Raw genomic sequence first — 22381 nt, 5'->3', positions numbered from 1 at the left:
CACAGGACGACCCTGACTGACGATCGCGCTACCGACGCCCGCGTGAGCTCTTACCCGTTCCCGGTGCGCCATTGTGTCGATCGCGGTGGGAGCGGCTGTCAAGGCCATGCCGCTCCCACCGCGATCGAGAACGAGCCTTGACGGCCACCCCCACCACGCACAGACGAGGCCACTATGAGGAAGGGGCAAGCAGGGACGGTGCAGTCGGGGCCCCGTGACTTCCCACGCGTCACATCGGTCCGCACCAAACCGCGTGTCGTTATCAGTTACAGCATGCTTCGACTGGCAGAGTCCTGCTCATGGCTCAACCGCATAAAGGTGACCGCGCCCAGATCATGACGCGCCCCCCTCGTATGGTCTACGAGATTGTCAAACAGAGGGCGGCCGAGCTCGGTATTCCGATGGGCCAATACGTCGCCGACCTACTGGCCGAGCACGTCGGGCACCCGGAACTGGTTCTTGCACTTCACAAATCGAGGGAGGAATTGCCGCTGGCGATGTGACCGTATGCGCCCAGGGATGCAGGACGACGCGCTGGGCCAACACGTGACATCTGAATAGCTGGTACGGAATCCACTCTGAATGACGAAGGCCCCGCCTGAGGGGGGCCACGTCTGGAGGTTCGAACCGAGTTGGTAGCTCGGTTGCGGGTCCCCGTACCCATTTCCCCGAAGGGACTGTCTTGGTGGACAGCTCTCACGGTAGCGCACGCCTGCCTGGCGTTCCAGATATGGCGCGCAATCAGTGCGCAAATCGTGACTTCCTCAACGCGCGATCGCATCGAGCGAGCAGTGCGTGGCCGGCGCCCCTGGGCGCCGCTATCGCACCCACATCGCATGTCGTGCGCGCGCTCGCGAACGAACGCCGGCGCGGCTGGGTGGAGCGTGCTGGTGCGTGTGTGCCGCGGGCGCCGATGTGGACTAGCCGTGCCAGTTGGCTCGCTGGGCTCAACCGCTGGGCCCGGTCGCCGGCCATGGGCCAGTTGTGCGTGGAGCAGCGGGTGTCGATCACCGCGGCCACCTTGTTGTCGATCGCGGCGGTGATGGCCGAGCACGCCGACCACGCCACCGGCCGCCATGTGGCCGTCACCCGCGCCACGATCGCCTCCAGAGTGGGATGTGACGTACGCACCGTGACCGCCGCCTGGCGGGTCCTACGGGCCTCCCAATGGGCGGTGGAGGCCCAACGCGGCCACGGCTCACCCGGCACCCCCAGCATCGGCCGGCGACCCTCGGTGTACCACCTGATTTCCCGCCGGATCCCGCCACCGGTGGCGGCGCAGCGCCATCCCCTGCGCACACCCTGGGTTGGGGATGATTTCCACCTACCGCCGTCAGGCGGTGTGAATTGTTTTTCTCCCGTAGGGAGTTACTCACCAAGCGGGCGCGCGAGCGCACCCGCCCAGCAGCTGACACAAAACGGATTCAAAACCCGTTGCCCATCACCGCCCAGACCGAGCGTTCCCCGGCCGCTGACCCTCCAGCGCCTAGCCGCGGCCCTGGTCGCCGCGACTCACGGGCTGCATCGCGGCCACATCGGCACGATCTGCGATGCGCTGACCGCCGCCGGCGTCGACCCCACGGTGTGGACAGCACGCGCCATCACCGACGCCCTCAACGCCGACATGCGCACCCGCGGCGCGACCTGGCCCGATCACATCACCAACCCCGGCGCGTTCCTATTCAGCCGCCTGCGCCGACTCGACTGGTCACCCGTACAGCACCCGAGCAAGGCCGGCGGCTACGCCGCCGGCAGCCTCGACCAGGAGCCCCCACCCGCACCACCGACGGCCGCCCAGCGGGCCCGCATCACCGCCGCCCAACAGGAGATCCGCCGCGTCCTCCGCGACCGCCCGCACCGTCCCGCGATCGAACGTCCCGACCGCACACTGCGTGCACTCGCTCGGGCTGCCCACTTGCCATCAGTTAGCGAACCTAACCACGAACGAGATCCAGCCTCCTCGATGCCCCAACGAGCAGCGGCTCAGGGGAGCGGTGAGGGTGATGGTCCCGGAGTCCTCGGGCAGGGCCACATCCGGCCGCTGGCATGAGGTGGCGTCTCGGATGCGACGGTGGCGATGTCCCACGGTCGCACCGGCGGTTGCACGGTGGCGTTGACACCCTCGGCGAGGTAGCCCATTAGCGCGGCCAGGCCGACGCTATCTCCCTGCATTTCCAGCACTCGTAGCAACTCCGTCAGCACCCTCGTTTCTACCGGTATCCGCCCCACCCTGACACCCCCATTCCTGGCAAGCACCGCCAACGATCCCCACCTCTTACCCCTACACCAACCTAACCAATTTCACGTCGTCCATACTGACGGCACATTTGCACAAGTTGTGCGAGGCTGGTGGTGGCGTCCGTCGGTTGTCTCCTACGCCTGGTGGTCGGCGGGCGCCCCTGAGTGTGTGGGGGTGGTCTGAGTGTTGACGGTGGCGAAGTTGTCGTTGTGGTCGGTGAACTATTACAACGACACCGCCCGGGCGGTCGACGACGCCCTCAAAGACCGCCAGAAGGCGAATGGGGGGTTGGCGGAGTATTACGCCGAACGCGACACCCGCACACCGGTATGGGCGTGCGCCGGCGACTCCCGGGTGGCCGCGGAACTGGTGGGTTTAGCCGAGGGTGAACGCTCCGGTGGGGATGCCGATCCCGACGTGGTGGCGCGCTGGCTCGATGCCGGCGTCGCCCCCAGTGGGGAGTGCGGACGCGCGCACGGCACGGGCGGGGTGCATGGGTTTGATTTGACGTTTTGCGCGCCCAAGAGTGTGTCGTTGGTGCGGGTTTTTGGCGATGACGTCATCGACAAAGCGGTCTCCGCGGCGCATCAGACCGCGATCGCCGAAGCGCTCGAATACTTGGCGGCGCATGCCGGTTACACCCGGGTGCACAACCCCGTCACCGGCGACAAAGACCTGCAGAAACTGCCCGGTTTGGTGGCCGCGGCCTACCAGCATGAGACCTCCCGGGCGGGCGATCCGCACCTGCACACCCACGTGTTGGTGCCCAACCGCCAAGCCCGCGCCGATGGCCGGCTGGTGTCGATTGACGGCACCAGTTTGTTCCACGAAGCCAGGGCTGCCGGGATCATCTATCAGGCCACCCTGCGCCACGAACTGCACCGCCTCGCCGGGATCGAATGGGGCCCGGTCGACGCCCGCACGGGGATGGCCGAGATCGCCGGAATTGACCCCACAACGATCGCCGCGTGGTCGAAACGAAGCACTCAGCTACGCGAGTGGGCGGCGAACAATTTGACCGTCGTCGACACCGCGGCGGAGTTGTCACAGGCGCAGTTGGCGGCTGCGCAGAAAGCCACCCGACCGCGCAAACCCGAGTCGCTGTCGTGGACCGAACTGCGGGAGCAGTGGCGCGCCGACGCGCGTGGCTTGCGGGTGTCGCGCCCCGCCCAACAGCAGGCGCGGGAAGCGCGCCTGCAGGCGGCGCGGGATGCCGCAGCGCGCCTGTCACGCGGTGCGCTGGTGGTGGATCGGCGCGCGGTGGCGGCGATGGCGGCCCGCGCCGACAAAGCCGCGTTAACGCGGGCGGATCTGGTCGAAGTCATCGGCGCTCAACTGCCCCTGATGAGCGCCGACGCGGCCGGTTTCGACAGCGCTGGCGGTGTGGGTGCGGGGTTGCCGCGTCAGCTCATCGAAGCGTGCGTGGATGCGGTCGGGATGCGGCTGACAGGGCCGCGGTTGGCGCATCAGCGCGAAGGATCCGCGCGCTACACCGTCGATGTGATCGTGGCTGAGGAACGCCGGGTGTTCGACCTCGTCGACGCCACCAACCTGCGCGCCATGGCCTGGGTGCGCCCCGACGAGCACACCGCCGCCGCCCTGGGGTTGTCGGATCAGCAGCACCAGGTAGTCACGGCGATTGCGGCCAGCCCTCAGTTGGTGATGCCGTTGAGCGCGCCGGCGGGTGCGGGGAAGACGACGTCGATGCGGGCGTTGCGCACCATCATCGAGCGCCGCCAGAAGGCGCGGATGATTGTGCTTGCCCCCACCGGCAAAGCCGTCGATGTCGCCCTGGCCGAAGGGGTGGCCAGCGAGGGCTACACCGTGCACGACGCCCTGGGCCGCCTCGCCGACGGCCGGCTGCAGCTCGGTCCGTTCGACGTCGTCGTGGTCGACGAAGCCGGCATGGTCGGCACCGACCACTGGCGACACCTGCTCACCCACACCACGCAGTCCGGGACGAAAACCGTGCTGGTCGGGGATGCCCACCAACTCGAACCGGTCAAAGCCCGCGGCGGCATGTTCGCCCAACTCTGCGAGGAGCTGCCCTGGACCCAACGCCTCTCCGAAGTGTGGCGCATGCAGGACCCGGCCGAACGGACGGCGTCGTTGGCGGTGCGGGACGGCGGGCCCGCCCCCGTGCGCCGCGCGATCAGCTGGTATCGCGACCATGACCGGCTGCACGCCGGGGATCAGGTCACCATGGCCGCTGACGCCCTGGCCGCCCACCAGAAGGATCTCGCCGCGGGCAAGGATGCGTTGCTGCTGGCAGACACCATCGAGATGTGTGATGCGCTCAACCGCCGCGTCCACGACCACACCGTCGCCCAGCGTGCCGCCGCGGGCCGGGACACCACGACGGTGCCCGGGCCGCGTGGCCACCACATCGGGGTCGGCGACATCATCGTCACCCGCCGCAACGACCCCACGATCACCGTCTACCAACCCGAAGACCGCACCCAACAGTTGTTGGAGGCGCCGGTGCGTAACGGGCAACGCTGGCAGGTGGTCAAAGTCGACGACACCCCCGCGCATCCGCGCCTGGCCGCCCGTCGCCTGGGCGACGGGGCGTGGGCGGTCTTCAGCGACGACTACCTCCGTGAGCAGGTGCAGCTCGGGCATGCGGTCACCGTGCACGCCGCCCAAGGCGTCACCGCCGATACCACCCATGCGGTGCTGGCCGACACCGCCAGCCGCAACCTGGCCTACGTCGCCCTCACCCGCGGCCGCGACGCCAACCACGCCTACCTCTACCCCCGCGACCCGGCCGAGGCCGACCACGCCCACCACAGTGACCAGGCTGCCGAGGTGGAGGGGGTGCATCTGGCGCGCCGCGGCACCCCCACCCAAGCCGCCCGGGCGCTACGACAGGTCATCGCCCATGACGAAACCGCCCGCACCGCACACCAGATCGCCGCCACCACCCCCACCCACCTGCTGCCCGAGATGGTCGCCGCCCTTGTAGCCGAACACCATAAGGCGCTCACCCAACGGCGCAGTGCCTACCAGAAAACCCAACGCACACAACGTGATCGGGAATTAGATCGGCACCTCGGCCTGGATCGCAGCCGACACCGCGACCAAGAGCAGGGCTATGACCTCAGCCTCTAACCACCCATGCCTATGGTCGCCGTCGCTAGCATCAACGGTCTTTACGGGTTGGTGTCGAAGTCGACGTCGACGCGGAAGATGTCCGCACGCAGCCAGGAGATGGTGAGTTCCACTGGGCGGTGGCCGCGTGCGGCGGCGTCGGTTCGGCTTCGGATCGCAATGACCGGGGGGTGTCCATGTAATCGGAGGTGGCGGGCGACCTCGGGTGGGGCTGGATCTATTGCGACGCCGAACCAGCCCCGGACGGGCTCGAGGCGGTAATGCCGGTCGAGCACGTCGTGCAGCGAGGCTGTCGTATCAAGCGTTTGCGGCAGGTCGGGCAGGAGTTCGGGGTCGAGCCATGAGTCGGCGAAGCCGACGAGTTCGTCATCGACATAGCGATCGCGGGACACGGCGAGCAGTTGGCGGCGAGCGTCGATCCGCATGCGCCGCCGCACTTCGACGGGTGGCTTGTCGAGCCGCCACGATGTGGTGCGGATAGCTGGGGTGCGGCCGGCATTGCGGACGCTGGCGCTCCAGCTGGGTGGGTTGTCTCGCGAGATGGTGTAGTCGATGCGACGAGAGACAAAGGTTCCTGATCCCTGTCGCCGAAGTACCAGATAGCGGCTTTCTAGCTCCGCCAGCGCGGCGCGGGCAGTAAGGCGGCTCACACCCAATTGGCGGGCAAGCTTGTCCTCGGGAGGGAGACGGGTGCCGACGTGCATATCAGCGATCTGTGCTGCAAGTGTTTCGGCCACAACCAAGTACATCGGCATCCGGGTGGCGGTCTGCTCGGGTTCGGCGCCGTCGGCGGGCGGCGTCATTCTCTCGGCAAGGGCATAATGGCCGATCCTTGGTGGACGCTATTGGCAGCGCCCTCGGGCACATCGCCGGCCAGCGCCTGCAGGATTGAGGTAGCTGCGCGTTGTTCGATCGCGAGCCGCGCCGCGTCGACGGCTGAGCCGAGGTGAGGGGTAAACAGCGTTTTTTCCGGCTGGCCGATGAGCCCAGGGTGGGGATGTCCTGGCCGTTCGGGGCGAGAGTAGTCCTCGAACTCGAACACGTCAGCAGCGTATCCGCCTAAATGGCCGAGGCGCAGCAGCTCGGCAACGACGTCTTCACACACCACCGACCCGCGCCCTACGTTGACCAGGAGTGCACCTGCCCGCATTGACGCCAGGGCGGCGCGGTCGAGCAAGTGCATGGTGTCCGGCCCGAGTGGGGCACAGACGATGACGGCATCGCTGGATGTCAGCAGCTCTGTCAGCGTCACCTGTTCAAGTCCCAGGAAATCGGCGACTGCTGCCGGCACAGGTGCGGGATCGCTGTAGCGCAGGCGGGCGTCGAATCCACGAAGCAGCCGGGCGACCGCTCGCCCGACGGCGCCTGCACCGATGATGCCGATCGTCGCCCCGATGAGGGATTGCCCATAAAGCACGGGACGCCATCCGGGAAATCCGGCGCGGACGCGGCGGTCTCCAGGTGCTACGTTGCGCGCTAGGCCGATGAGGAGTCCAACGGCAAGTTCGGCAGTGGGGTCGGTGAGCAGGTCCTCGACACGGGTCATCCAGATCCCGCGGGAGGTGCATGCCTCAAGGTCAATGTTGTCGTCGCCCTTCAGCGCACCGGCGATCACGCGTAGTCGCGGGCAAGCGTCGAGGAAGTCGGCATCGATCCGGTCGGGCATGAAGACCATTAACGCGTCGGCGTTCGCGGCGCGCCGCTGGAGCTCGGCGGCGGGAAGGCTGTCCTCGTGCTGATTGGGTATCACTTCGCAGCGTTGGCTGAGCAGCGTGATGACCTGCGGATGCACGCGGTGGCTGAGCACGACGAGCGGACGTCGTTGATGTGTATTCACGCGAACCGCCTTCGGAGAAATCCGCCGAAACCGTCAACGACTGTGACGGTCGCCAAGATAAGGAGGAGGATGGCGGCGACCTTGTGGTACTGCAGGGTACGCAGTGCAGCGATCAACTCGAACCCGATTCCACCGGCGCCGACGACCCCGACGACGACCGAGGCGCGGAAGTTGTATTCCCACCGGTAGATAGTCACGTCGGCCATCTGGGGTAACACCTGAGACAGCACGCCGTGCAAGATCACCTGCGGTGGCGTGGCGCCGACCGCGCGCGCCGCCTCGATCGGGGCTTGGTCGGCGTGTTCGATGGCCTCTGCGAAGAACTTCCCGACCATTCCGGCCGAATGGATGCCCAGCGCGAGCGCACCAGGAAGTGCACCGAAACCTACGGCGGCCACGAACACGATCGCTATGATCAGTTCCGGCACCGATCGGAGGGTGTTAAGCATCATGCGCGCCGCCCAGTACACGGCCGGGTGCGGTGAGGTGTTGCGAGCGCCGAGCAGAGCTATCGGTACCGATAAGAGGATCGCGAGCGCGGTCGCCGCCACGCTCATCGACAGTGAGTCCCACAGCGGATGCCACCACGAATCGAGATCGGTGAAATCAGGAGGCCACGACTGGGTCAGCAGGTCGACGATGTCGACCATGCCGGCGGCCATCCGACCCGCGTCGAGCAGCCCGACGGCGTAGGCGCACAGCACGATAAGGATGATCACCGCACTCACCTCACCGAATACGCGGCCCCAGCCGACTCGCGTTCTGCGCGATACGGAATCGAATCGATCGTGCTCATCCCCCGCGGCCGGAGGTGATAAGACGCGGTTCACCGGCTGAACTCGGCGAGGTTAATGTTCAGGAGCGGGGCGAGTTGACGTACGACGTCGTAGTCCTGGTCCTTAACGGGGGCAAACCCTGCGCCCTTGAACGGTTTGAGCACTGATTTGTCGTCGAGTCCGAGAAAGGCTGCACGCACGTTGTTCTTGAAGTCTTCGGGCAGGCTCGACCGTACGGTCCACGGATAGTTCGGGTAGGGATTGGATTCGGCGATCACCACCACTTTGCTTGGGTCGATGGTGCCGTTCTTGACGAGTTGCTCGTAGATGGGTTTGCTTAACCCACCAGCTTGCGCGTTGCCGTTCTGCACCGCCAAAGCGACGGCGTCGTGGGCCCCGACGTGCTGCTCCTGATAGTCTCCGCGGTCCACTCTCAGGCCAGCATCGGCTAGCATGGCTTTCGGAATCAGGTGGCTGGACGTGCTTGCCGGGTCCCCCCACGCGACGGTCTTCCCGGCCACGTCCTTGAGGTTTTTGATTCCGGATGCCGGGTTGGCCACAAAGACCGCGCGGTACGTCGGCGGCTGGCCCTTCACTTCGGTCAAGGCGGCGAAGGGTTCGATATCGGCCTTCTCTTTGGCGAGCACGTACGACAGGGGCCCGAAGTAGGCCAGTTCGAGTCGGCCGTGAGCCATCGCTTCGATCATCGAGGAGTAGTCAGTGGTGACCACCAACTCCACCTTGTGTCCCAACTTGCTTTCAAGGTAGGTCTTGAGCGGTTGATTCTTGTTGATCACTTCGGCGGCGTTCTCATCGGGCAGCAGGGCCACCCGAATGGTGTCGGGCACCGATCCGCTAGCCGGGGTGGAACTTGAGCCGCATCCGACCAGACCCATCACGAGGACCAGGATGGTCGCCAGAGCTGCAGCACATTGAGGCCGATCAGGCCGCCTATACATCAATAATTCCTTTGGTCAGTTGAGGGTCGGTTTGATAGGGACGTCCGGGGTGTTGACTGGGGTTGGCGCTTGCCGACGTCGACTTGTCCGGGCCGCCCTCGTAGATCAGCCGTAGTACCGGCTCGGCGACGTCGGCAGGTGGGCCGTCATACACAATCTCGCCGTGGGCGAGGCCGACGATCCTGTCAGCGTGCTGCAGCGCGAGCTCAACCTGATGCAGGCTGGCTACCAAGGTGATGCCGTTCTGTGTGCACACCCGCCGCAGCAGAGTCATGACCCGCTGGGCGGTGCCAGGGTCGAGGCTGGCGACCGGCTCGTCGGCCAGAATTAGGCGGGGCTGCTGAGCAAGCGCGCGGGCGATACCGACCCGTTGTTGCTCGCCGCCGCTGAGATGGTCTGCTCGCTCCAACGACCTGTCGAGCAATCCCACTTGGTCTAGGGCCTTCAGTGCGATGTCTAGGTCGCCTCGACGAGCCGGTAGAAACCCGCGAAGTAGATGGTGGTAGCCCACCCTGCCCAGCAGGACATTACGCAGCGCGGTATAGCGCAGGATCAGCTGGTGCTGTTGAAAGACCATGCCCGTCTGCCGGCGATGCTCGCGCAGTGCCCGACGTGAGTCCAGCGCCGGCAGTCCGTCGGCTCTCACCGTGCCCGTCGTCGGTCTCACCAGCATGTTCATGCAGCGCAATAGCGTGGACTTCCCGGCTCCCGACGGTCCGAGTAAAACGGTGACCTCGCCGGGTTGGATCTCCAGCGAGGTGGGGGACAGCGCCTGCACGCCGCGGGGGTAGGTCTTGCTCACCTCAGCCAGCTCCAGCAATGTAAAATTCCTCAGTAGGTTTCGATTATTCGAGTCAATTGTTATAGAGGATTTTCCTATCTGAGAGATGGCGTGGTGAACGCATGTTGAACTTCTGTCGATCTTTGGTGAGCAGGTGAAGCGCTTTCACGTTCGGGCAACCCAAGCGCGTAAAGCTGTACTGCCATGACCGCCTGGACTCCCGGCCAGCCTCTCCCCGACTACGTTATTGGGCACGTCATTGCGGTTCTGCCGGAACGGCTCGTGGACGATGCGCATGTGGTTGTTCGTGAGGGCAAGATCGCAGAAGTCGGCCCGCACTCGCCCGGTTTGAGGTACGACCTCGACGGCCGTGGGGCAGCTTTGCTACCGGGGTTGGTCGATGCCCATAGCGACGCTCTTGGCCTGGAGCTGCGTTCGCGACCCGGAACTGAGATCGACGCTACGTTCGCCCTCGCCTCCACGGGTTCTCGGCTACGAGCAAGCGGGGTCACGACCGTATTCCACGGGCTGGCGTTTCAGCGACGTTCGATTGTCGGTATGCCGATCGGCTCCCCGAACGCGTCAGAGCTGTCGGCGGCGTTGTGTGAGCGTGACGACGACTACCACGTCGATCACCGCGTGCTGCACCGGCTTGACGTTCGGTGTGAGCAGGGACGCGCCCTTCTCGAGGAGCAGTTAGTTGCTTATAAGGCGCGACGGCCCGCCGTGGCGCCTGTGGTGTCGCATGAAGACCACACCCCCGGGCTGGGTCAGTTCGCCGACCCAGCCACGATGTGTCGTTGGCTAATGATCCAGGAGGGAATGAGCGAGACCCAGGCGGCAAGCCACGTCACCCGCTGGCGGGCCGAGCGCGAGAGGTACGCCGATGTGCGCGACGAGACGCTGGTTTGGCTCAGCACGCTGGCCCGCGCAGGGCAAATCCGACTCTTTGGTCACGATCTCGCCACCGGCAATGATATCGCTGAGCTGGCTGATCGCGGCGGCCTGGTCGCAGAGTTTCCCACCACAATGCAGGCGGCCAAGGCAGCGCGTGACCGCGACCTATTTGTCGTGGCGGGAGCTGCTAACGTCGTCCAGGGTGGCTCACACACCGGCAACGTATCCGCCGCTGAACTTGTAGCCGCCGGACTTGTCCACGCACTCGCTAGTGACTATCTGCCCACCTCCATGCTCGCGGCGGCCGTTCACCTTGCCCGCCAAGGCCTGCTCTCCCTCCCTCAGGCCGTCACGCTGGTGACACTCGGCCCAGCTGTCTGCGTAGGCCTTAACGATCGTGGTGCGCTGCGCGAGGGTATGCGCGCCGACCTGGTGCTCGCAGATTTATCCCCCACCTGGCCGGTGGTGCATGCCGTCCTGCGAGCATCCCCCCAGACCGCCCCGCCACCCTCGGCCAGCTAATCTGGGCCTCTTGTTGTTCCGGACCCTAAACCGTCAACGCCGGACATGGCTCAGCGAAGTACACGAATCTTCGGTACGCGATGCGCGATCGGACTGCAGATGAAGCCGGCTTGCCGATGGAGTCGTACCGAATGGCGTGAGCGGCTCCGAGACAACGGATAACAGCACCGCCGTATCACATCTAGAGATTGCGGGCGGCTCAGATCCTGTGTCCCGAAGGTCACCGCCGAAGTGGTTGAATGCCAACACATGTCCCTGCAGGAACGCCTCCTGCCCCTGGGTGGTGAACGCGACGTGGAAGGCCCGGCCCGAGCAGGACAGCCGCATCACGAACATCCAGCATTTGACCAGCACGCCGCCGATGTGGGTCCAGAACTCTCCGAAATCCACTTCCGCTTCCGCACCGGGCAGATGATTCTGTGGAACCGCGACCTCGATCCTGTTCAGGCCCAGCTCGATTCGTCGTTTGGCGACGTATCGTGACACGGTTACTTCGGAGCATGTCGCACCGTGTTCGGTGACCAGGCGCTGCCAGATCCGGCGTGCGGTGTGACGCTGCTTGCGGGGAGCATGCTGATCGGCGATCAGCCACCCATCGACGACCGCAGCATGTTGGTCGATCGCCGGTCGAGGGCGCGGCCGGTACGGCTTACGCGGCGGTGGCACCCTTCAACTCGACCTCTGCTGACCTCTGACTACTCAAAAAGCCTCTAGTCTGTCTCGCATCTAAAGAAACGAGACAGCCACTCACGGGCCACTCCTGCTGGATAACCTCCAGGTCGCGTTGTCTCATTTCTTGTCTCACACCGCGTGTCCCAGATCCTCGCTGTCGGAGGAGATGAGACGGTAGTGGTGTGACGGCGATTCTCGGGTACGCCCGCGTGAGCACTGCAGCCCAAGAGCTCGACGCGCAACTGGCTGTGCTCAATGCCGCTGGCGTCGAGTCCGGCCATATGTTCACCGACAAGCTCTCGGGAGCGGTGAGCACTGATCGGCCTGGATTGGCGGCGATGCTGCATTACGCCCGTGAGGGCGACACCGTAGTGGTCACTGCGATCGATCGACTGGGCCGCTCCGTCGCCGAAGTAACTCGCACCATCACTGAACTTGATGAGCGTCAAATCTTGTTGCGCGCCTTGCGTGAAGGTGTGGATACGGGCACTCCAACCGGCCGTGCCGTGGCTGCCATCATGGCTACCTTGGCCGAGCTAGAGCTTGAACTCGGTCGCGAGCGCCGTGCTGCTTCGCGTGAGTCCAGGCGGACGCGCCGCCTGCCAGCCACAAAGCCCGCCAAACTCTCCCTTGAGCGACAGCAGCAGCTTCGTCGGCTCGCCGAGACTGGCGAACCCGTACGAGAACTGGCCAAAGCCTTCGGTATTGGACGGGCGACCGCCTATCGCTACTTGTCGGCAGCGCCGATGGCGTGAGGGACGAGAGGTCACACGCGCGTCGTCTGGTTCGTCTTGACGGGTTGTGGTCTGGAGGTCCACACTGATCGGTGCAAGCACCTCGCTAGGTGAGGCGTCTGCGCGGATAAAGGCCACTGACCCCGAACGTCGAAAGACGCCCCGGGTCAGGACAGCTCTTCCCGGATTAAGGGTTGAGCCCAAGTGGCTTCGAGCACCGAGTGTTTCTGGTGGCCGATACGCCGTGCAGTGCCGAAGCTCTGACGAGAGGGGTGTAGGTGCGGTCACTGTGCCGCACGTCCGCCCCATGTGGTGCTTTTCGATGTGACGCCCGCGTGCGTCCTGGCTGCGAGGAGGTGAGGAACACCGTTGAGTACCAGCGATAAACCGCCGTCGGCGGGTTCGGAATTGTTCCCGCTACGTGGCCAGCTTGAGTCGATCGAGGCCTGAAGCCCCTCTCATCGTTAATTGTTCGAGTGCACCATTGTTCAGACGATGCACTCCTACGACGCTGCTGCCTGCTCGAGGTCCGCGTGACACTCAAAGATGCCGCGACACCCCAATTTTTCTTTGCGTCAAGGAGTTTTGTCATGGTTGTTGTTCTGTCTCGTCTTCGCATACCCATGGTGTCGATGGCGTCCCGTGCCGCACACGGATGGTTCACCTGGGGCCACAGGGCGTGTCGACGGGTGTGGGTCCGGCGCAATTTGACCCCACAGGAGCGGGCGTACCTGTTGGCGTCCTACACCCCGCCCGCGCTGATCACGGCGTCATTGGGTGGGCACGTCGGCTGACCGGTTCGGGCTGGGGTGCATCACAACCCCGGCCCGCCCCGGCACACGCCGCCGCGCGAGGAGGCCCACCGATGGACTCCCACGATGATCAGACGCACGACGCGATCGATAAACCCGCCAAAATTGCAGCGCCGCAAAGGGTGTCAGGCCAGCGGGCCGATGGAACGCTGACCGCCACCATCCGGATGCTCACCGCCCGGGCGATGCTGCGGCACGGTGGTGACCCGGCGGTGGTCGCCACCACAACCCGCGTCCCGCAAGTGTTGGTCGAGGTGATGGCCGACATGGCCGACACCTCTACCCGTCCAAATTCCCAACCCAGCACCTCTGGGCGATGTGGTGGGCGGCCCGCCGCGCGTCTAGCAGGTGTACCCGCCGATACGCACCTGTGGCGACAGGAGATTGACAGGAATGGCTCGATGTTGCGAGCCGTACGACCTGGTCATACTGAGGGCATGCCGGAGAAACGATGGTCCCGCACGCGGCGCAATCCCCCGCGGGCGGCGTCCGCCGGATCGAACCCGGCGTTCCTCGGTGACCTTGGAATGACTCCGGAGCGATCAACGGCCCCACTGCCGGAGGCCGATGACGATCGCCACGCCAGCGTGCGGGTCCGACTTGCGGCGCTGATGCTGCGCCGCGGAGACGACGTCGGTGATGTCAGCGTGGCGACCGATGTCCCGGTCGCCCTGCTTGAGCTGCTTCGCGCGGAAGTCGCCGATGAAGCCGACCTCGATCAGCAGCGCCAGGCCACCGTTGACGACGTGAGGCGCCGCCGCCGGGTCATGATCGCCGTGCTGATCATGGAGGTCGCCGCGGTGGCGAACATCGTCGTTGGCCTGATCGCGCTGATCGGGCACCTCGCCGGGTTGGGGTTACTGGCCAGCATGATCGGGTCGGCGCTTCTCCTTGCCATCTACGTGGTAGCCAGATTCGCGACCCCTACGCGATCTCGCACTGGCTACAGCCCTCGGTACGCGGCCCGGCGTAAGGGTCGTGATCGAGGGTCCGGTGACTAACGACCTCTGTGGACGATCCCTCCACATGTCCCAGGTTGGGTGTCTACCGACTGTGGTCGAGATTGGTGTCGCCCAGTGTTCACGTGGTCGTGCGCATATGGAACCGCGCATTCGGGCACGGCCGCGTTCGTCTCATCGAGAAGGAAGAGTCACTATGAGTGAAGTCCCGCCTGATGGTCGAGTGCCCACGGCGTCACGTCCGGTGATCCATCTGTCCGATCTCCTGGGTCGTCCGGTCGTCGCGAAGGCCGGTGACGCGGTGGGCCGGGTCGATGACGTCATCGTCAGCCTGCGCGGTGCCGAGGGGTATCCGCCGGTCACCGGCCTGGTGGTGGGGATCGGCGGCCGTCGGGTGTACGTGTCGTCCGGGCAGATCACCGACCTGACCCAGGAACACGTAGATCTGTCGAAGAACAAGGTGGATCTGCGCGAGTTCGAACGCCGTGACGGCGAGGTTCTGTTGCGCACTGACGTGCTCGATCACCGGCTCATCGACGTCGCGTCCGCGGAGTTGGTGCACGCCTACGACATCGAGCTCGAGGACACCGGAAAGGGCTGGGTGCTGGCACGGCTGGATACCCGCCGGCCGGCGCGGCTGTTCGGGTTGATCAAATCCGTTGGGGGGCATGCCAGCCGGGACTGGAAGTCCTTCGAACCGCTCATCGGGCACACGGCGAGCGTGTTGGAGCGCGCGGGCGGGCGGATGTCGAAGCTGAAGCCGGCCCAGATCGCGGACCTGCTGGAGGACGCCGACAAGGACGAGGGCGGGGAGATCCTGGACCGCCTCCACTCCGACCCGGAGTTGGAGGCCGACGTCTTCGAGGAACTCGACCCCGACAAGGCCACCAAGATCCTGGGCGACATGACCGATACCGAGGTCGCCGGGGTATTGGCCCGGATGCGGGCCGACGACGCGGCGGACGCGATCGCCGATTTGCGCCAGTCCCGCCGTCGTCGGGTGCTGGATCTGCTCCCAGCGGGTCAGCGCACCAAGGTAATCACGCTGATGGGGTTCAACCCCTCGACCGCGGGCGGGTTGATGAGCGTCGACGTGGCGTCGTGTTATACGGATGCCACTGCTGCGGAAGCTCTTTCGATCATCACCGCCGCCCGGGCGATGCAACCCGAGGCGTTGCTCAAGATGCACGGGGTCAACGAGGCCGGCGAATTGGTCGGGGTGGTCTCGGTGATCCGGCTGCTGCAATCCGACCCCCACACCCCGGTCTCGGAGCTGCTCGACGTCGACCCGATCCGAGTCACCCCGGAAGCCGACCTGACCGACGTCGCCTTGCTGATGGCCGACTACAACCTGGTCGCCATCCCCGTCGTCGACGAGGGCGACCGGGTGGTCGGTGTGGTGACCTTCGATGACGTCCTGGAGGCCACCATCCCGGAGGATTGGCGACGCCGCGAACCCGCGCCGCGCCCGATCCGCGACGTCGACGTCGTCGGTGCCCAGGACGGGGCCGGTCATGGCTGACTCCCACCCGCCGGTAGGCACCACCGACCCCACCGCGCCGGATCAGGCTCCCGCTGCTGATGTCACCCCACAGGCCGCGTCCACCAGCGCGCCGGGTCCCGAGCCGACTCCGGCCCCTGCAGCGCCTCAGGCGTCGGCGGTATTGGATACCGCCCATCTGGGTGACATCGAGGGTGCGTTCGGTCGGGTCAGCGTCGGCGACAGTGATCAGAGCCGCACGTTCAAGACCCGGCTGCTGACCCTGTTGGCGATCCTGGGCCCAGGGATCATCGTGATGGTCGGCGACAACGACGCCGGCGGTGTCGCCACCTACGCCCAGGCCGGCCAAAACTACGGCTACAGCCTGCTCTGGGTACTGCTGCTGCTGATCCCGGTGCTGATCGTCAACCAGGAGATGGTGGTGCGCCTGGGCGCGGTCACCGGGGTTGGCCATGCCCGGCTGATCAACGAACGCTTCGGCCGCGGCTGGGGTTGGTTCTCCGTCGGCGACTTGTTCCTGCTGAACTTCCTCACCATCGTCACCGAGTTCATCGGCGTCTCCTTGGCCGCCACCTATTTCGGCATCTCCAAGTACATCGTCGTGCCCACCGCCGCCGTGGCGTTGGTGGCGATCATGGCCTCGGGCAGCTTCCGGCGCTGGGAACGCGCCATGTTCGTGTTCATCGCGATCACCTTGCTGCAGATACCGATGCTGCTGCTGTCGCACCCCCAGTGGGGGGCGGCCGCCCAGGCTTTCGTCGTTCCGGGCATCAAGGGTGGGCTCAGCTCGGATGCGGTGCTGCTGATCATTGCGATCGTGGGCACCACCGTTGCGCCGTGGCAACTGTTCTTTCAGCAGTCCAACATCGTCGACAAGCGCATCACCCCGCGCTTCATCGGCTACGAGCGCGCCGACACCACCATCGGCGCGTTCGTGGTGGTCATCGGTGCGGCTGCGTTGATGATGACCGCGGACTGGGCGGCCCGCTCCACCGGCAGTCAGGGCACCTTCGGCGACGCCGGCGACATCGCCCGTCTGCTGTCGGCGCATAGCAGTGTGCTGGGTCCGGTCTTTGCGATCGTGCTGCTAGATGCCTCCATCGTCGGCGCAGCCGCGGTGACGCTGGCCACCAGCTACGCGTTTGGCGATGTGTTCGGTCTCAAGCACTCCCTGCACCGCGGGTTCTCCGACGCCAAACCTTTCTACGTCTCCTACATCGCGATGGTCGCCGCCGCCGCGGGGATCGTGCTGATACCGGGTGCCCCGCTGGGACTGATCACCACCGCGGTGCAGGCGCTGGCCGGGCTGCTGCTGCCCAGCGCGAGCGTGTTCCTGCTGCTGTTGTGCAATGACCGGGAGGTGTTGGGTCCCTGGGTGAACCGCCGCTGGCTCAACGTCGTCGCGGTGTTCATCGTCTCGGTGCTGCTCTTGCTGTCCGGGATCCTGATGGCCACCACGCTGTTCCCGGATCTGGACGTCGTCTCGGTGACCGAATATCTCGCGGCGGGAATCGTCGTCCTAGCGGCTTTCGCGGTGGGCACCCTCAAGTGGTTGCAACGCCGTCGCCCCACGGCGCCAGCTCCCCCGCCAGCGGTGGACGGCCCGGAGAAGATGCGGTGGCGGATGCCGCCCCTGGCGCTGCTGGAACCCGTCACCTGGTCGGCCGGAACGAAACTCGGCATGCTCGCCCTACGCGGCTACCTCGTCGTCGGCGCCGTGTTGTTGATCGTCAAAGCCGTGCAACTCGGCGGCGGATGACATGTCCCGAACCAACCAGGCACCAGTCCATAGGCCGGACGTGAGTGTTGGATTGAATGGCTCGCTGGCTGTGGCGTCGCCCCCGCTGCCGCAATACAGCCACCACGCGGTGATCATCGGCGCCACGATCCTGCTGGTGACCATCGCGGTGATCGCGACGGTGACACTGCTGATCATCTGGGGCCGACGGGGCCGTTAAGCGCGTTCTCGACTGAGACAGAGCTCCCTTCATCGGGTGTCTGTGACCTAAGTTGCTGCCCTTTTGTTCACGGATCATTCTTGACTTGAGGGACGCGTTGAGAGAGGTCGCATACGGCTCGAGCCAGTGCTGCCAGGTGACGGTCAGTGGGTCGCCCTCGCCCGTTGGAGTGTCTGAGCTGCGGACTTTTAATCCGCAGGTCCCAGGTTGGTCGGTCGTGGCCCGGAACCAAGGCCTCGCTCATACCCGCTGACTCTTAATCAGCGGGTCCGGCGTGCGCGAGAGCAAGGGCCTTATAATCCCTAGGTCTGAATTTGCCCCGGTATAGCGGAGCAATGGACTCATAATCCGTTGCTTCAGTTGCCTTGACGGTCGTCGGGTGTACCGGGCGAACTTACGACTTCAATCCCCGTCGGAGGACAACCGAGTGAGGACGTAATGACGTAAGTACGTGATTACGTCACGATGCATGTGTCGACCACATCCGTGTTTCCCTCACCGGACACGAGCTCTTCTACGCCTGACGTAATGGCGCATATACGTCATTACGTCACAACGTAACCGCTAGGGTCGTTGAGCTAGAACGGTTGATATGACTTGAGCCAGGCCTTCACAAACGCCTCCGGGGGTGTCAGGAAGGGATTGTCAAAGATCCTTCGAGGACCTGAGCGTTTGGCGCGCTCTAGTTCTCCTGGCACGCCCCGGAGGTGTTGTTGTGTCTGTGCTGAATGCTCCAGTCACGGTGTCCACGATCGTCGTTGCCGTCGATGTCGGCAAGACCTCGTTGATGGTGTCAGTGACCGATAGCGCTCATCGACAGTTGATGGGCCCGGTTGAGTTCGCGATGACCCGCTCGGGTCTGGACGCTGCGACGCAGCGCCTGCTGGCCGTGACGTCATCGTGTGCGCAGGTCAGAGTGGGTATAGAAGCGGCTGGGCACTACCACCGACCGGTGGCCGATTTCCACTGGCCGCCAGGGTGGGAGGTGCGCGAACTCAACCCTGCTCATGTGGCTGAGCAGCGTCGGGTGATGGGCCGGCGGCGGCTCAAGACTGACGGGATCGATCTGGAGGCGATCGCCGAGTTGATGCTGGCTGGCCGGGGCCGGGTGATCGGTGAGCGTGACGTGCTCATCGGAGAGATGGCGGCGTGGGCCCAGCATCGGTCGCGGCGGGTCGCGACCCGCACGGCGACGAAAAATCAGTTACTCGGTCAACTCGATCGGGCGTTTCCCGGACTGACGTTGGCGTTGCCGGATGTGTTGGGTACCAAGATCGGGCGTCTGGTCGCCGCCGAGTTCACCGATCCGGCGCGATTGTCGGGGTTAGGGGTGAATCGGTTGATCCGCTTCGCGGCGGCCCGCGATGTGCAGCTGCGCCGCCCGGTCGCCGAGCGTCTGATCGCCGCGGCAAAGGACGCCTTGCCGACCCGCGATGCCGTAGTGGCCCGACGTGTGCTGGCCGCTGACATGGCCTTGTTGACCAACCTGGACACCACGATCGCCGAGGCCGAAACCGAACTTGCCCGACTGTTACCGTCGAGCCCGTTTCGCACCCTGACGACGGTGCCGGGCTGGGGCGTGGTCCGTGTCTCCAATTATGCTGCCGCCTTGGGTGATCCGAACAGATGGCCGGGATCACGCCAGATCTACCGCGCGTCGGGGCTCTCGCCGATGCAGTACGAATCCGCGCACAAACGCCGGGACGGATCGATCAGCCGCGAGGGCAGCGTGGCGCTGCGCCGAGCACTGATCGACCTCGGTATCGGTCTGTGGCTGACCGAGCCGACCGCCAAGACCTACGCACACGGACTCAAGGACCGCGGCAAGCGTGGCGGCGTCATCGCCTGTGCACTGGCTCACCGCGCCAACCGCATCGCTCACGCTCTGGTCCGCGACCACGCCGTCTACGACCCCGCCCGCTGGAGCTGAACCACCAGAAGCGCCAGCCCTGGCCGAAAGGAGCTCGGGAGAACACTCTTCACAACCACGGCCGGCAGTGCCACGCTGGACAGACGGGACGAAGGGCCGGATCAGATGCCGCTGCGGTTATGGCGGACCCGTCTCGGGTTACGCCGCTCCTAACTTGGCACCCGGCTCTTCGCCTCCATGGCAGCCCGAACGACGCCAGATGACCCCACACGAGGTCGCATACGTCAACGTGGGCGCCAGGCACCCGCCGCGTTCAGACCCCCTGGTCACCGCAGCAGCCACCTCAATGCATCCCGAACGGGATGTCGATCCAGCATGCCCATCCAAAGCCTTGACACGACCTACAGCCAGTTAGGACCTTGCTCCGCCCCTTAACCCAGTCGTGTAAGTCGTGGCTGATTGAGTTCAGCAACGGTAACAGCACGCGGTCGTGCAAGTGCTTCACATCGACATATAGCAATGAGTCCATATGAGACACACGGTTTCGTAGCTTGCGAAGATCCCGCACCTTGTTGCCGGTGCCGTAGCCCCGCGGGTCCTGTTTGACGTTCGGAAACCCGACGTGCAGGCAGTTGCGCCACAGATCACGCCGGGCTTGCAGATTCACCTGCTGTTGGACCGGGTTTCCATTCGGATCCACCCAGCTCGCGTCGAACTTCTCCGGCAGAAGGCTGGCCCATGTCCCGAACATGACATGTGCGACCAGGTCGTTGTGTGTGATCGCGTCTCCATGCCGTGGATGACTCGTCGGCCGGGACCGGCGCGATTGGTCTGCTGCCTTGTACAGCTTGTGACGTGTCGTGGTGAACACGCCTTGGGCAGACAGATATGGGATGTGGGCGATGTGGTTGATCCAGTCGGCGCCCTGGCCGTGCTGCTGCGCCCAACCGCTTAGCTCGGTGTCGATCGCGTGGCGCACCGCCACCTCGGTGATGCCTAGAGGGTCCTGCAAGGCTGAAGCCAGCTCGATATTCCACTCGTACAAAGCCAGTGCGTCGGCGTCTTGACCGCCGGCCACCGCCCGGTAATGAGCTAACCGCGACGCATGCAGGCACTTGAACACCTCTGCCGGGATCACCGTCATGAGCGATCACTGTGCCAGACAAACAAGGAAGCCCCCCTCTGAGAGGAGGGAGGCTTCTTCACGAACAGCCATCACTGACTGCATCTGCCTAGAAGTGTACATATCAGGGGTGCAAAGTTCTATACCGTGCTAGAACTTGCACCTTGGCGAACTGAACGTAATGACGTAAGAACGCTATTACGTCATTACGTTTTTACGTTCTGGGCCAGCCACTGCTCGGCCAAATCAGTAAGTATCTTGCTCATGCTCGTGTCCTGGTCCAAGGCAGCCTGCTTCAGCCCGCGCACCGTCGCACGCGGTAGATAGACGGTGGCACGCTGCATATCGTCAGTCGGGGAGCGGAATGCTTCAGCGGCCCGCTTGGTCGGTTCTGCCTTAACCCGCGCGGCCATCTTCGAAGTCAAATCAGACATGAACCAGCGCCCCCATCAGTTCATCGAACACGTCGTCATAGCCGTACAGGTGATCCGGTGTAGCCCCGAACGCCCGCCGGATTCCCTCACGGCGAACAATCCGCGTTTCTATGACCGGCACCCCCTCGTCCTCCAGCAGTGTCTTCACCTCATCGGCTAACCGGGTCCGCAGATCCACCCCGGTCAGCAGCACCGCTGTGGGGCGGTGCGCAGTGATTTCCAAAGTTGGCCACACCCGTCGAACGTCCAGTGGTGAGGCCCCGGTTGGCACCACGACCAGATCGGCCAGCTCGATTGCTTCCTGAATAACCTGCGCAGTACCCGGGGGAGTGTCCACGATCGTCAACTCCTGGCGGCCACCGACGTCAAGAGGCCGACGCGCCGGCACCACCGGAAATGGCAACGGATCCTCCTGGGCGGCCGCCGCCCACTCCAGCGCAGAACCCTGCGGGTCGGCATCAATAAGTACGACATCGCGGCCGCGGCGCTGCGCAGCAGTAGCCAAGTACACCGCCGACGTCGTCTTCGCAACGCCGCCCTTGGTGTGGACCAAAGAAACCGTATACATGCCTACACCATACGTCACAGCGTAATGACGCAACTACGTCAACACGCCATTACGTCATTACGTCACCGCAGCTCAACTTACATTTCTTCGAATCGTCGTCAATTTGTGACCACTGTCCTGCCGTTCGGGACTTCGGCCGAACGGCAGGACAGAAGGCGCTGTGAATACACAGCCACCCCTGCCCACGTCTGGCGACAACAGGTCTTTGCACCGCACTGGCGTACACCTCTCGGCAGCAGCACGACGAGAAAGGCGCCAGGCAATGCCATGGAAAACAGAGCAGTTCTGCCCACAAAAAGAGAACGGAGCTCAAGCGCCCCGCTCCGGGAGCCGCCTTCCCGACCATCCAGAGAAAGAGCACCAACCATGAGCGGAACTGAGCTGACAGTGACGATTGTTGCCATCCTCGGCGTTGTCGCCATAGTCGTGAGCATCTGCGTCCTGGCAGATCGTCTTCATGCCCGCAACCCGGAATCCAAGGTCACCATCGTCGATACCGGACGCGCCATCAGCACCGTCCTTGGTGTGATCATTCAGGCCGTCATCGCGATCACAGGACGACCCTGACTGACGATCGCGCTACCGACGCCCGCGTGAGCTCTTACCCGTTCCCGGTGCGCCATTGTGT

At 64.8% G+C, this 22381-nt stretch carries 22 protein-coding genes and 1 riboswitch; of the genes, 12 read left to right on the top strand and 10 right to left on the bottom strand.

Features of this window, described 5'->3' with window-relative positions; translation table 11 throughout:
• The first annotated feature begins 299 nt into the window (after window positions 1-299).
• The 3 genes from BST42_RS28490 (at window position 300) to mobF (ending at window position 5350) form a co-directional block, all read left to right on the top strand.
• Window positions 300-503, top strand: coding sequence for a toxin-antitoxin system (locus tag BST42_RS28490; RefSeq protein WP_083123060.1), 204 nt, complete (start codon window positions 300-302; stop codon window positions 501-503).
• Window positions 504-973: 470 nt separating this feature from the next.
• On the top strand, window positions 974-2050 hold the full coding sequence (locus BST42_RS28485; RefSeq protein WP_237159634.1) for a rep protein: 1077 nt from the start codon (window positions 974-976) through the stop codon (window positions 2048-2050).
• Between the two features lie 372 nt (window positions 2051-2422).
• A complete protein-coding gene (mobF, locus tag BST42_RS28480) occupies window positions 2423-5350 on the top strand; it encodes a MobF family relaxase (RefSeq protein ID WP_057980039.1) in 2928 nt (975 codons plus the stop codon).
• A 41-nt stretch (window positions 5351-5391) separates the two neighbouring features.
• Here mobF and BST42_RS28475 read toward each other — a convergent pair whose 3' ends face one another.
• The 5 genes from BST42_RS28475 to phnC form a co-directional block, all read right to left on the bottom strand.
• Window positions 5392-6153 carry a GntR family transcriptional regulator gene (locus BST42_RS28475; RefSeq protein ID WP_237159633.1) on the bottom strand — a complete coding sequence of 254 codons (762 nt, stop codon included), beginning with the start codon at window positions 6151-6153 and terminating at the stop codon, window positions 5392-5394.
• On the bottom strand, window positions 6150-7187 hold the full coding sequence (locus BST42_RS28470; protein ID WP_057979823.1) for a phosphonate dehydrogenase: 1038 nt from the start codon (window positions 7185-7187) through the stop codon (window positions 6150-6152). Before BST42_RS28470 ends, BST42_RS28475 begins: the two co-directional genes overlap by 4 nt.
• A complete protein-coding gene (gene phnE, locus BST42_RS28465; RefSeq protein ID WP_237159632.1) occupies window positions 7184-7906 on the bottom strand; it encodes a phosphonate ABC transporter, permease protein PhnE in 723 nt (240 codons plus the stop codon). The genes BST42_RS28470 and phnE overlap by 4 nt, the downstream gene beginning before the upstream one ends.
• Before the next feature lie 107 nt (window positions 7907-8013).
• On the bottom strand, window positions 8014-8862 hold the full coding sequence (gene phnD / locus BST42_RS28460; protein ID WP_264045052.1) for a phosphate/phosphite/phosphonate ABC transporter substrate-binding protein: 849 nt from the start codon (window positions 8860-8862) through the stop codon (window positions 8014-8016).
• A gap of 52 nt (window positions 8863-8914) precedes the next feature.
• The gene (phnC, locus tag BST42_RS28455; RefSeq protein WP_082632800.1) at window positions 8915-9742 is read right to left on the bottom strand and encodes a phosphonate ABC transporter ATP-binding protein; all 828 of its coding nucleotides are present in this window, start codon (window positions 9740-9742) and stop codon (window positions 8915-8917) included.
• Between the two features lie 165 nt (window positions 9743-9907).
• On the opposite strand from phnC, the gene BST42_RS28450 reads away from it, so the two are divergent.
• A complete protein-coding gene (locus BST42_RS28450) occupies window positions 9908-11122 on the top strand; it encodes an alpha-D-ribose 1-methylphosphonate 5-triphosphate diphosphatase (RefSeq protein WP_057979827.1) in 1215 nt (404 codons plus the stop codon).
• A 33-nt stretch (window positions 11123-11155) separates the two neighbouring features.
• Here BST42_RS28450 and BST42_RS29965 read toward each other — a convergent pair whose 3' ends face one another.
• Complete coding sequence (locus tag BST42_RS29965) at window positions 11156-11608, bottom strand: hypothetical protein (protein WP_207569594.1); 453 nt, start codon at window positions 11606-11608, stop codon at window positions 11156-11158.
• A gap of 368 nt (window positions 11609-11976) precedes the next feature.
• Between BST42_RS29965 and BST42_RS28440 the strand changes: the two genes are divergently transcribed.
• Both BST42_RS28440 and BST42_RS29475 read left to right on the top strand, forming a co-directional pair.
• A complete protein-coding gene (locus tag BST42_RS28440) occupies window positions 11977-12549 on the top strand; it encodes a recombinase family protein (protein ID WP_083123059.1) in 573 nt (190 codons plus the stop codon).
• A gap of 74 nt (window positions 12550-12623) precedes the next feature.
• A riboswitch (M-box (ykoK) riboswitch) is annotated at window positions 12624-12807 on the top strand.
• Between the two features lie 311 nt (window positions 12808-13118).
• Window positions 13119-13322: a hypothetical protein gene (locus BST42_RS29475; RefSeq protein WP_133057533.1), complete on the top strand. Its 204-nt coding sequence runs from the start codon at window positions 13119-13121 to the stop codon at window positions 13320-13322.
• A gap of 143 nt (window positions 13323-13465) precedes the next feature.
• Here the strand turns inward: BST42_RS29475 and BST42_RS29790 are convergent, their stop codons facing one another.
• Window positions 13466-13639, bottom strand: a complete 174-nt coding sequence (locus tag BST42_RS29790) for a hypothetical protein (RefSeq protein WP_165760956.1) — start codon at window positions 13637-13639, stop codon at window positions 13466-13468.
• A 138-nt stretch (window positions 13640-13777) separates the two neighbouring features.
• Between BST42_RS29790 and BST42_RS29470 the strand changes: the two genes are divergently transcribed.
• From BST42_RS29470 to BST42_RS28420, 5 genes are all read left to right on the top strand, one after another.
• Entirely contained in the window at window positions 13778-14341 is a 564-nt protein-coding gene (locus BST42_RS29470) for a hypothetical protein (protein ID WP_133057532.1), read from the top strand.
• A gap of 154 nt (window positions 14342-14495) precedes the next feature.
• Window positions 14496-15821: a magnesium transporter MgtE N-terminal domain-containing protein gene (locus BST42_RS28430; RefSeq protein ID WP_083123057.1), complete on the top strand. Its 1326-nt coding sequence runs from the start codon at window positions 14496-14498 to the stop codon at window positions 15819-15821.
• The gene (locus BST42_RS28425) at window positions 15814-17559 is read left to right on the top strand and encodes an Nramp family divalent metal transporter (RefSeq protein WP_083123056.1); all 1746 of its coding nucleotides are present in this window, start codon (window positions 15814-15816) and stop codon (window positions 17557-17559) included. The genes BST42_RS28430 and BST42_RS28425 overlap by 8 nt, the downstream gene beginning before the upstream one ends.
• Before the next feature lie 40 nt (window positions 17560-17599).
• The gene (locus BST42_RS29785; protein WP_165760955.1) at window positions 17600-17758 is read left to right on the top strand and encodes a hypothetical protein; all 159 of its coding nucleotides are present in this window, start codon (window positions 17600-17602) and stop codon (window positions 17756-17758) included.
• A 715-nt stretch (window positions 17759-18473) separates the two neighbouring features.
• The gene (locus BST42_RS28420; protein ID WP_083123055.1) at window positions 18474-19688 is read left to right on the top strand and encodes an IS110 family RNA-guided transposase; all 1215 of its coding nucleotides are present in this window, start codon (window positions 18474-18476) and stop codon (window positions 19686-19688) included.
• A gap of 283 nt (window positions 19689-19971) precedes the next feature.
• Here BST42_RS28420 and BST42_RS28415 read toward each other — a convergent pair whose 3' ends face one another.
• From BST42_RS28415 to BST42_RS28405, 3 genes are all read right to left on the bottom strand, one after another.
• Window positions 19972-20772 (bottom strand): Abi family protein, encoded by an 801-nt coding sequence (locus BST42_RS28415; RefSeq protein WP_110918824.1) that lies wholly within the window; start codon window positions 20770-20772, stop codon window positions 19972-19974.
• 185 nt (window positions 20773-20957) lie between these two features.
• On the bottom strand, window positions 20958-21185 hold the full coding sequence (locus BST42_RS28410) for a hypothetical protein (protein ID WP_083123054.1): 228 nt from the start codon (window positions 21183-21185) through the stop codon (window positions 20958-20960).
• On the bottom strand, window positions 21178-21753 hold the full coding sequence (locus BST42_RS28405; protein ID WP_083123061.1) for a nucleotide-binding protein: 576 nt from the start codon (window positions 21751-21753) through the stop codon (window positions 21178-21180). The genes BST42_RS28410 and BST42_RS28405 overlap by 8 nt, the downstream gene beginning before the upstream one ends.
• A gap of 366 nt (window positions 21754-22119) precedes the next feature.
• Here BST42_RS28405 and BST42_RS29465 point away from each other — a divergent pair, with 366 nt between their 5' ends.
• Entirely contained in the window at window positions 22120-22320 is a 201-nt protein-coding gene (locus BST42_RS29465; RefSeq protein ID WP_133057531.1) for a hypothetical protein, read from the top strand.
• Window positions 22321-22381: the final 61 nt, after the last annotated feature.

Source organism: Mycolicibacterium rhodesiae (assembly GCF_002086695.1).
Taxonomy (GTDB): domain Bacteria; phylum Actinomycetota; class Actinomycetes; order Mycobacteriales; family Mycobacteriaceae; genus Mycobacterium; species Mycobacterium rhodesiae.
The sequence above is the reverse complement of the archived record's forward strand: the minus strand, read 5'-3'. Positions and strand labels throughout refer to the sequence as shown.

What these genes read in the sequence shown, in the direction of transcription:
- BST42_RS28485 (WP_237159634.1), top strand. Translation starts at nt 974, where the DNA reads ATGGGCCAGTTGTGCGTGGAGCAGCGGGTGTCGATCACCGCGGCCACC.
- BST42_RS29465 (WP_133057531.1), top strand. Translation starts at nt 22,120, where the DNA reads ATGAGCGGAACTGAGCTGACAGTGACGATTGTTGCCATCCTCGGCGTT.
- BST42_RS28415 (WP_110918824.1), bottom strand. Translation starts at nt 20,772, where the DNA reads ATGACGGTGATCCCGGCAGAGGTGTTCAAGTGCCTGCATGCGTCGCGG.
- BST42_RS28405 (WP_083123061.1), bottom strand. Translation starts at nt 21,753, where the DNA reads ATGTATACGGTTTCTTTGGTCCACACCAAGGGCGGCGTTGCGAAGACG.
- BST42_RS28490 (WP_083123060.1), top strand. Translation starts at nt 300, where the DNA reads ATGGCTCAACCGCATAAAGGTGACCGCGCCCAGATCATGACGCGCCCC.
- BST42_RS28475 (WP_237159633.1), bottom strand. Translation starts at nt 6,153, where the DNA reads ATGACGCCGCCCGCCGACGGCGCCGAACCCGAGCAGACCGCCACCCGG.
- BST42_RS29475 (WP_133057533.1), top strand. Translation starts at nt 13,119, where the DNA reads ATGGTTGTTGTTCTGTCTCGTCTTCGCATACCCATGGTGTCGATGGCG.
- BST42_RS28425 (WP_083123056.1), top strand. Translation starts at nt 15,814, where the DNA reads ATGGCTGACTCCCACCCGCCGGTAGGCACCACCGACCCCACCGCGCCG.
- BST42_RS28450 (WP_057979827.1), top strand. Translation starts at nt 9,908, where the DNA reads ATGACCGCCTGGACTCCCGGCCAGCCTCTCCCCGACTACGTTATTGGG.
- BST42_RS28410 (WP_083123054.1), bottom strand. Translation starts at nt 21,185, where the DNA reads ATGTCTGATTTGACTTCGAAGATGGCCGCGCGGGTTAAGGCAGAACCG.
- BST42_RS29470 (WP_133057532.1), top strand. Translation starts at nt 13,778, where the DNA reads ATGCCGGAGAAACGATGGTCCCGCACGCGGCGCAATCCCCCGCGGGCG.
- BST42_RS28430 (WP_083123057.1), top strand. Translation starts at nt 14,496, where the DNA reads ATGAGTGAAGTCCCGCCTGATGGTCGAGTGCCCACGGCGTCACGTCCG.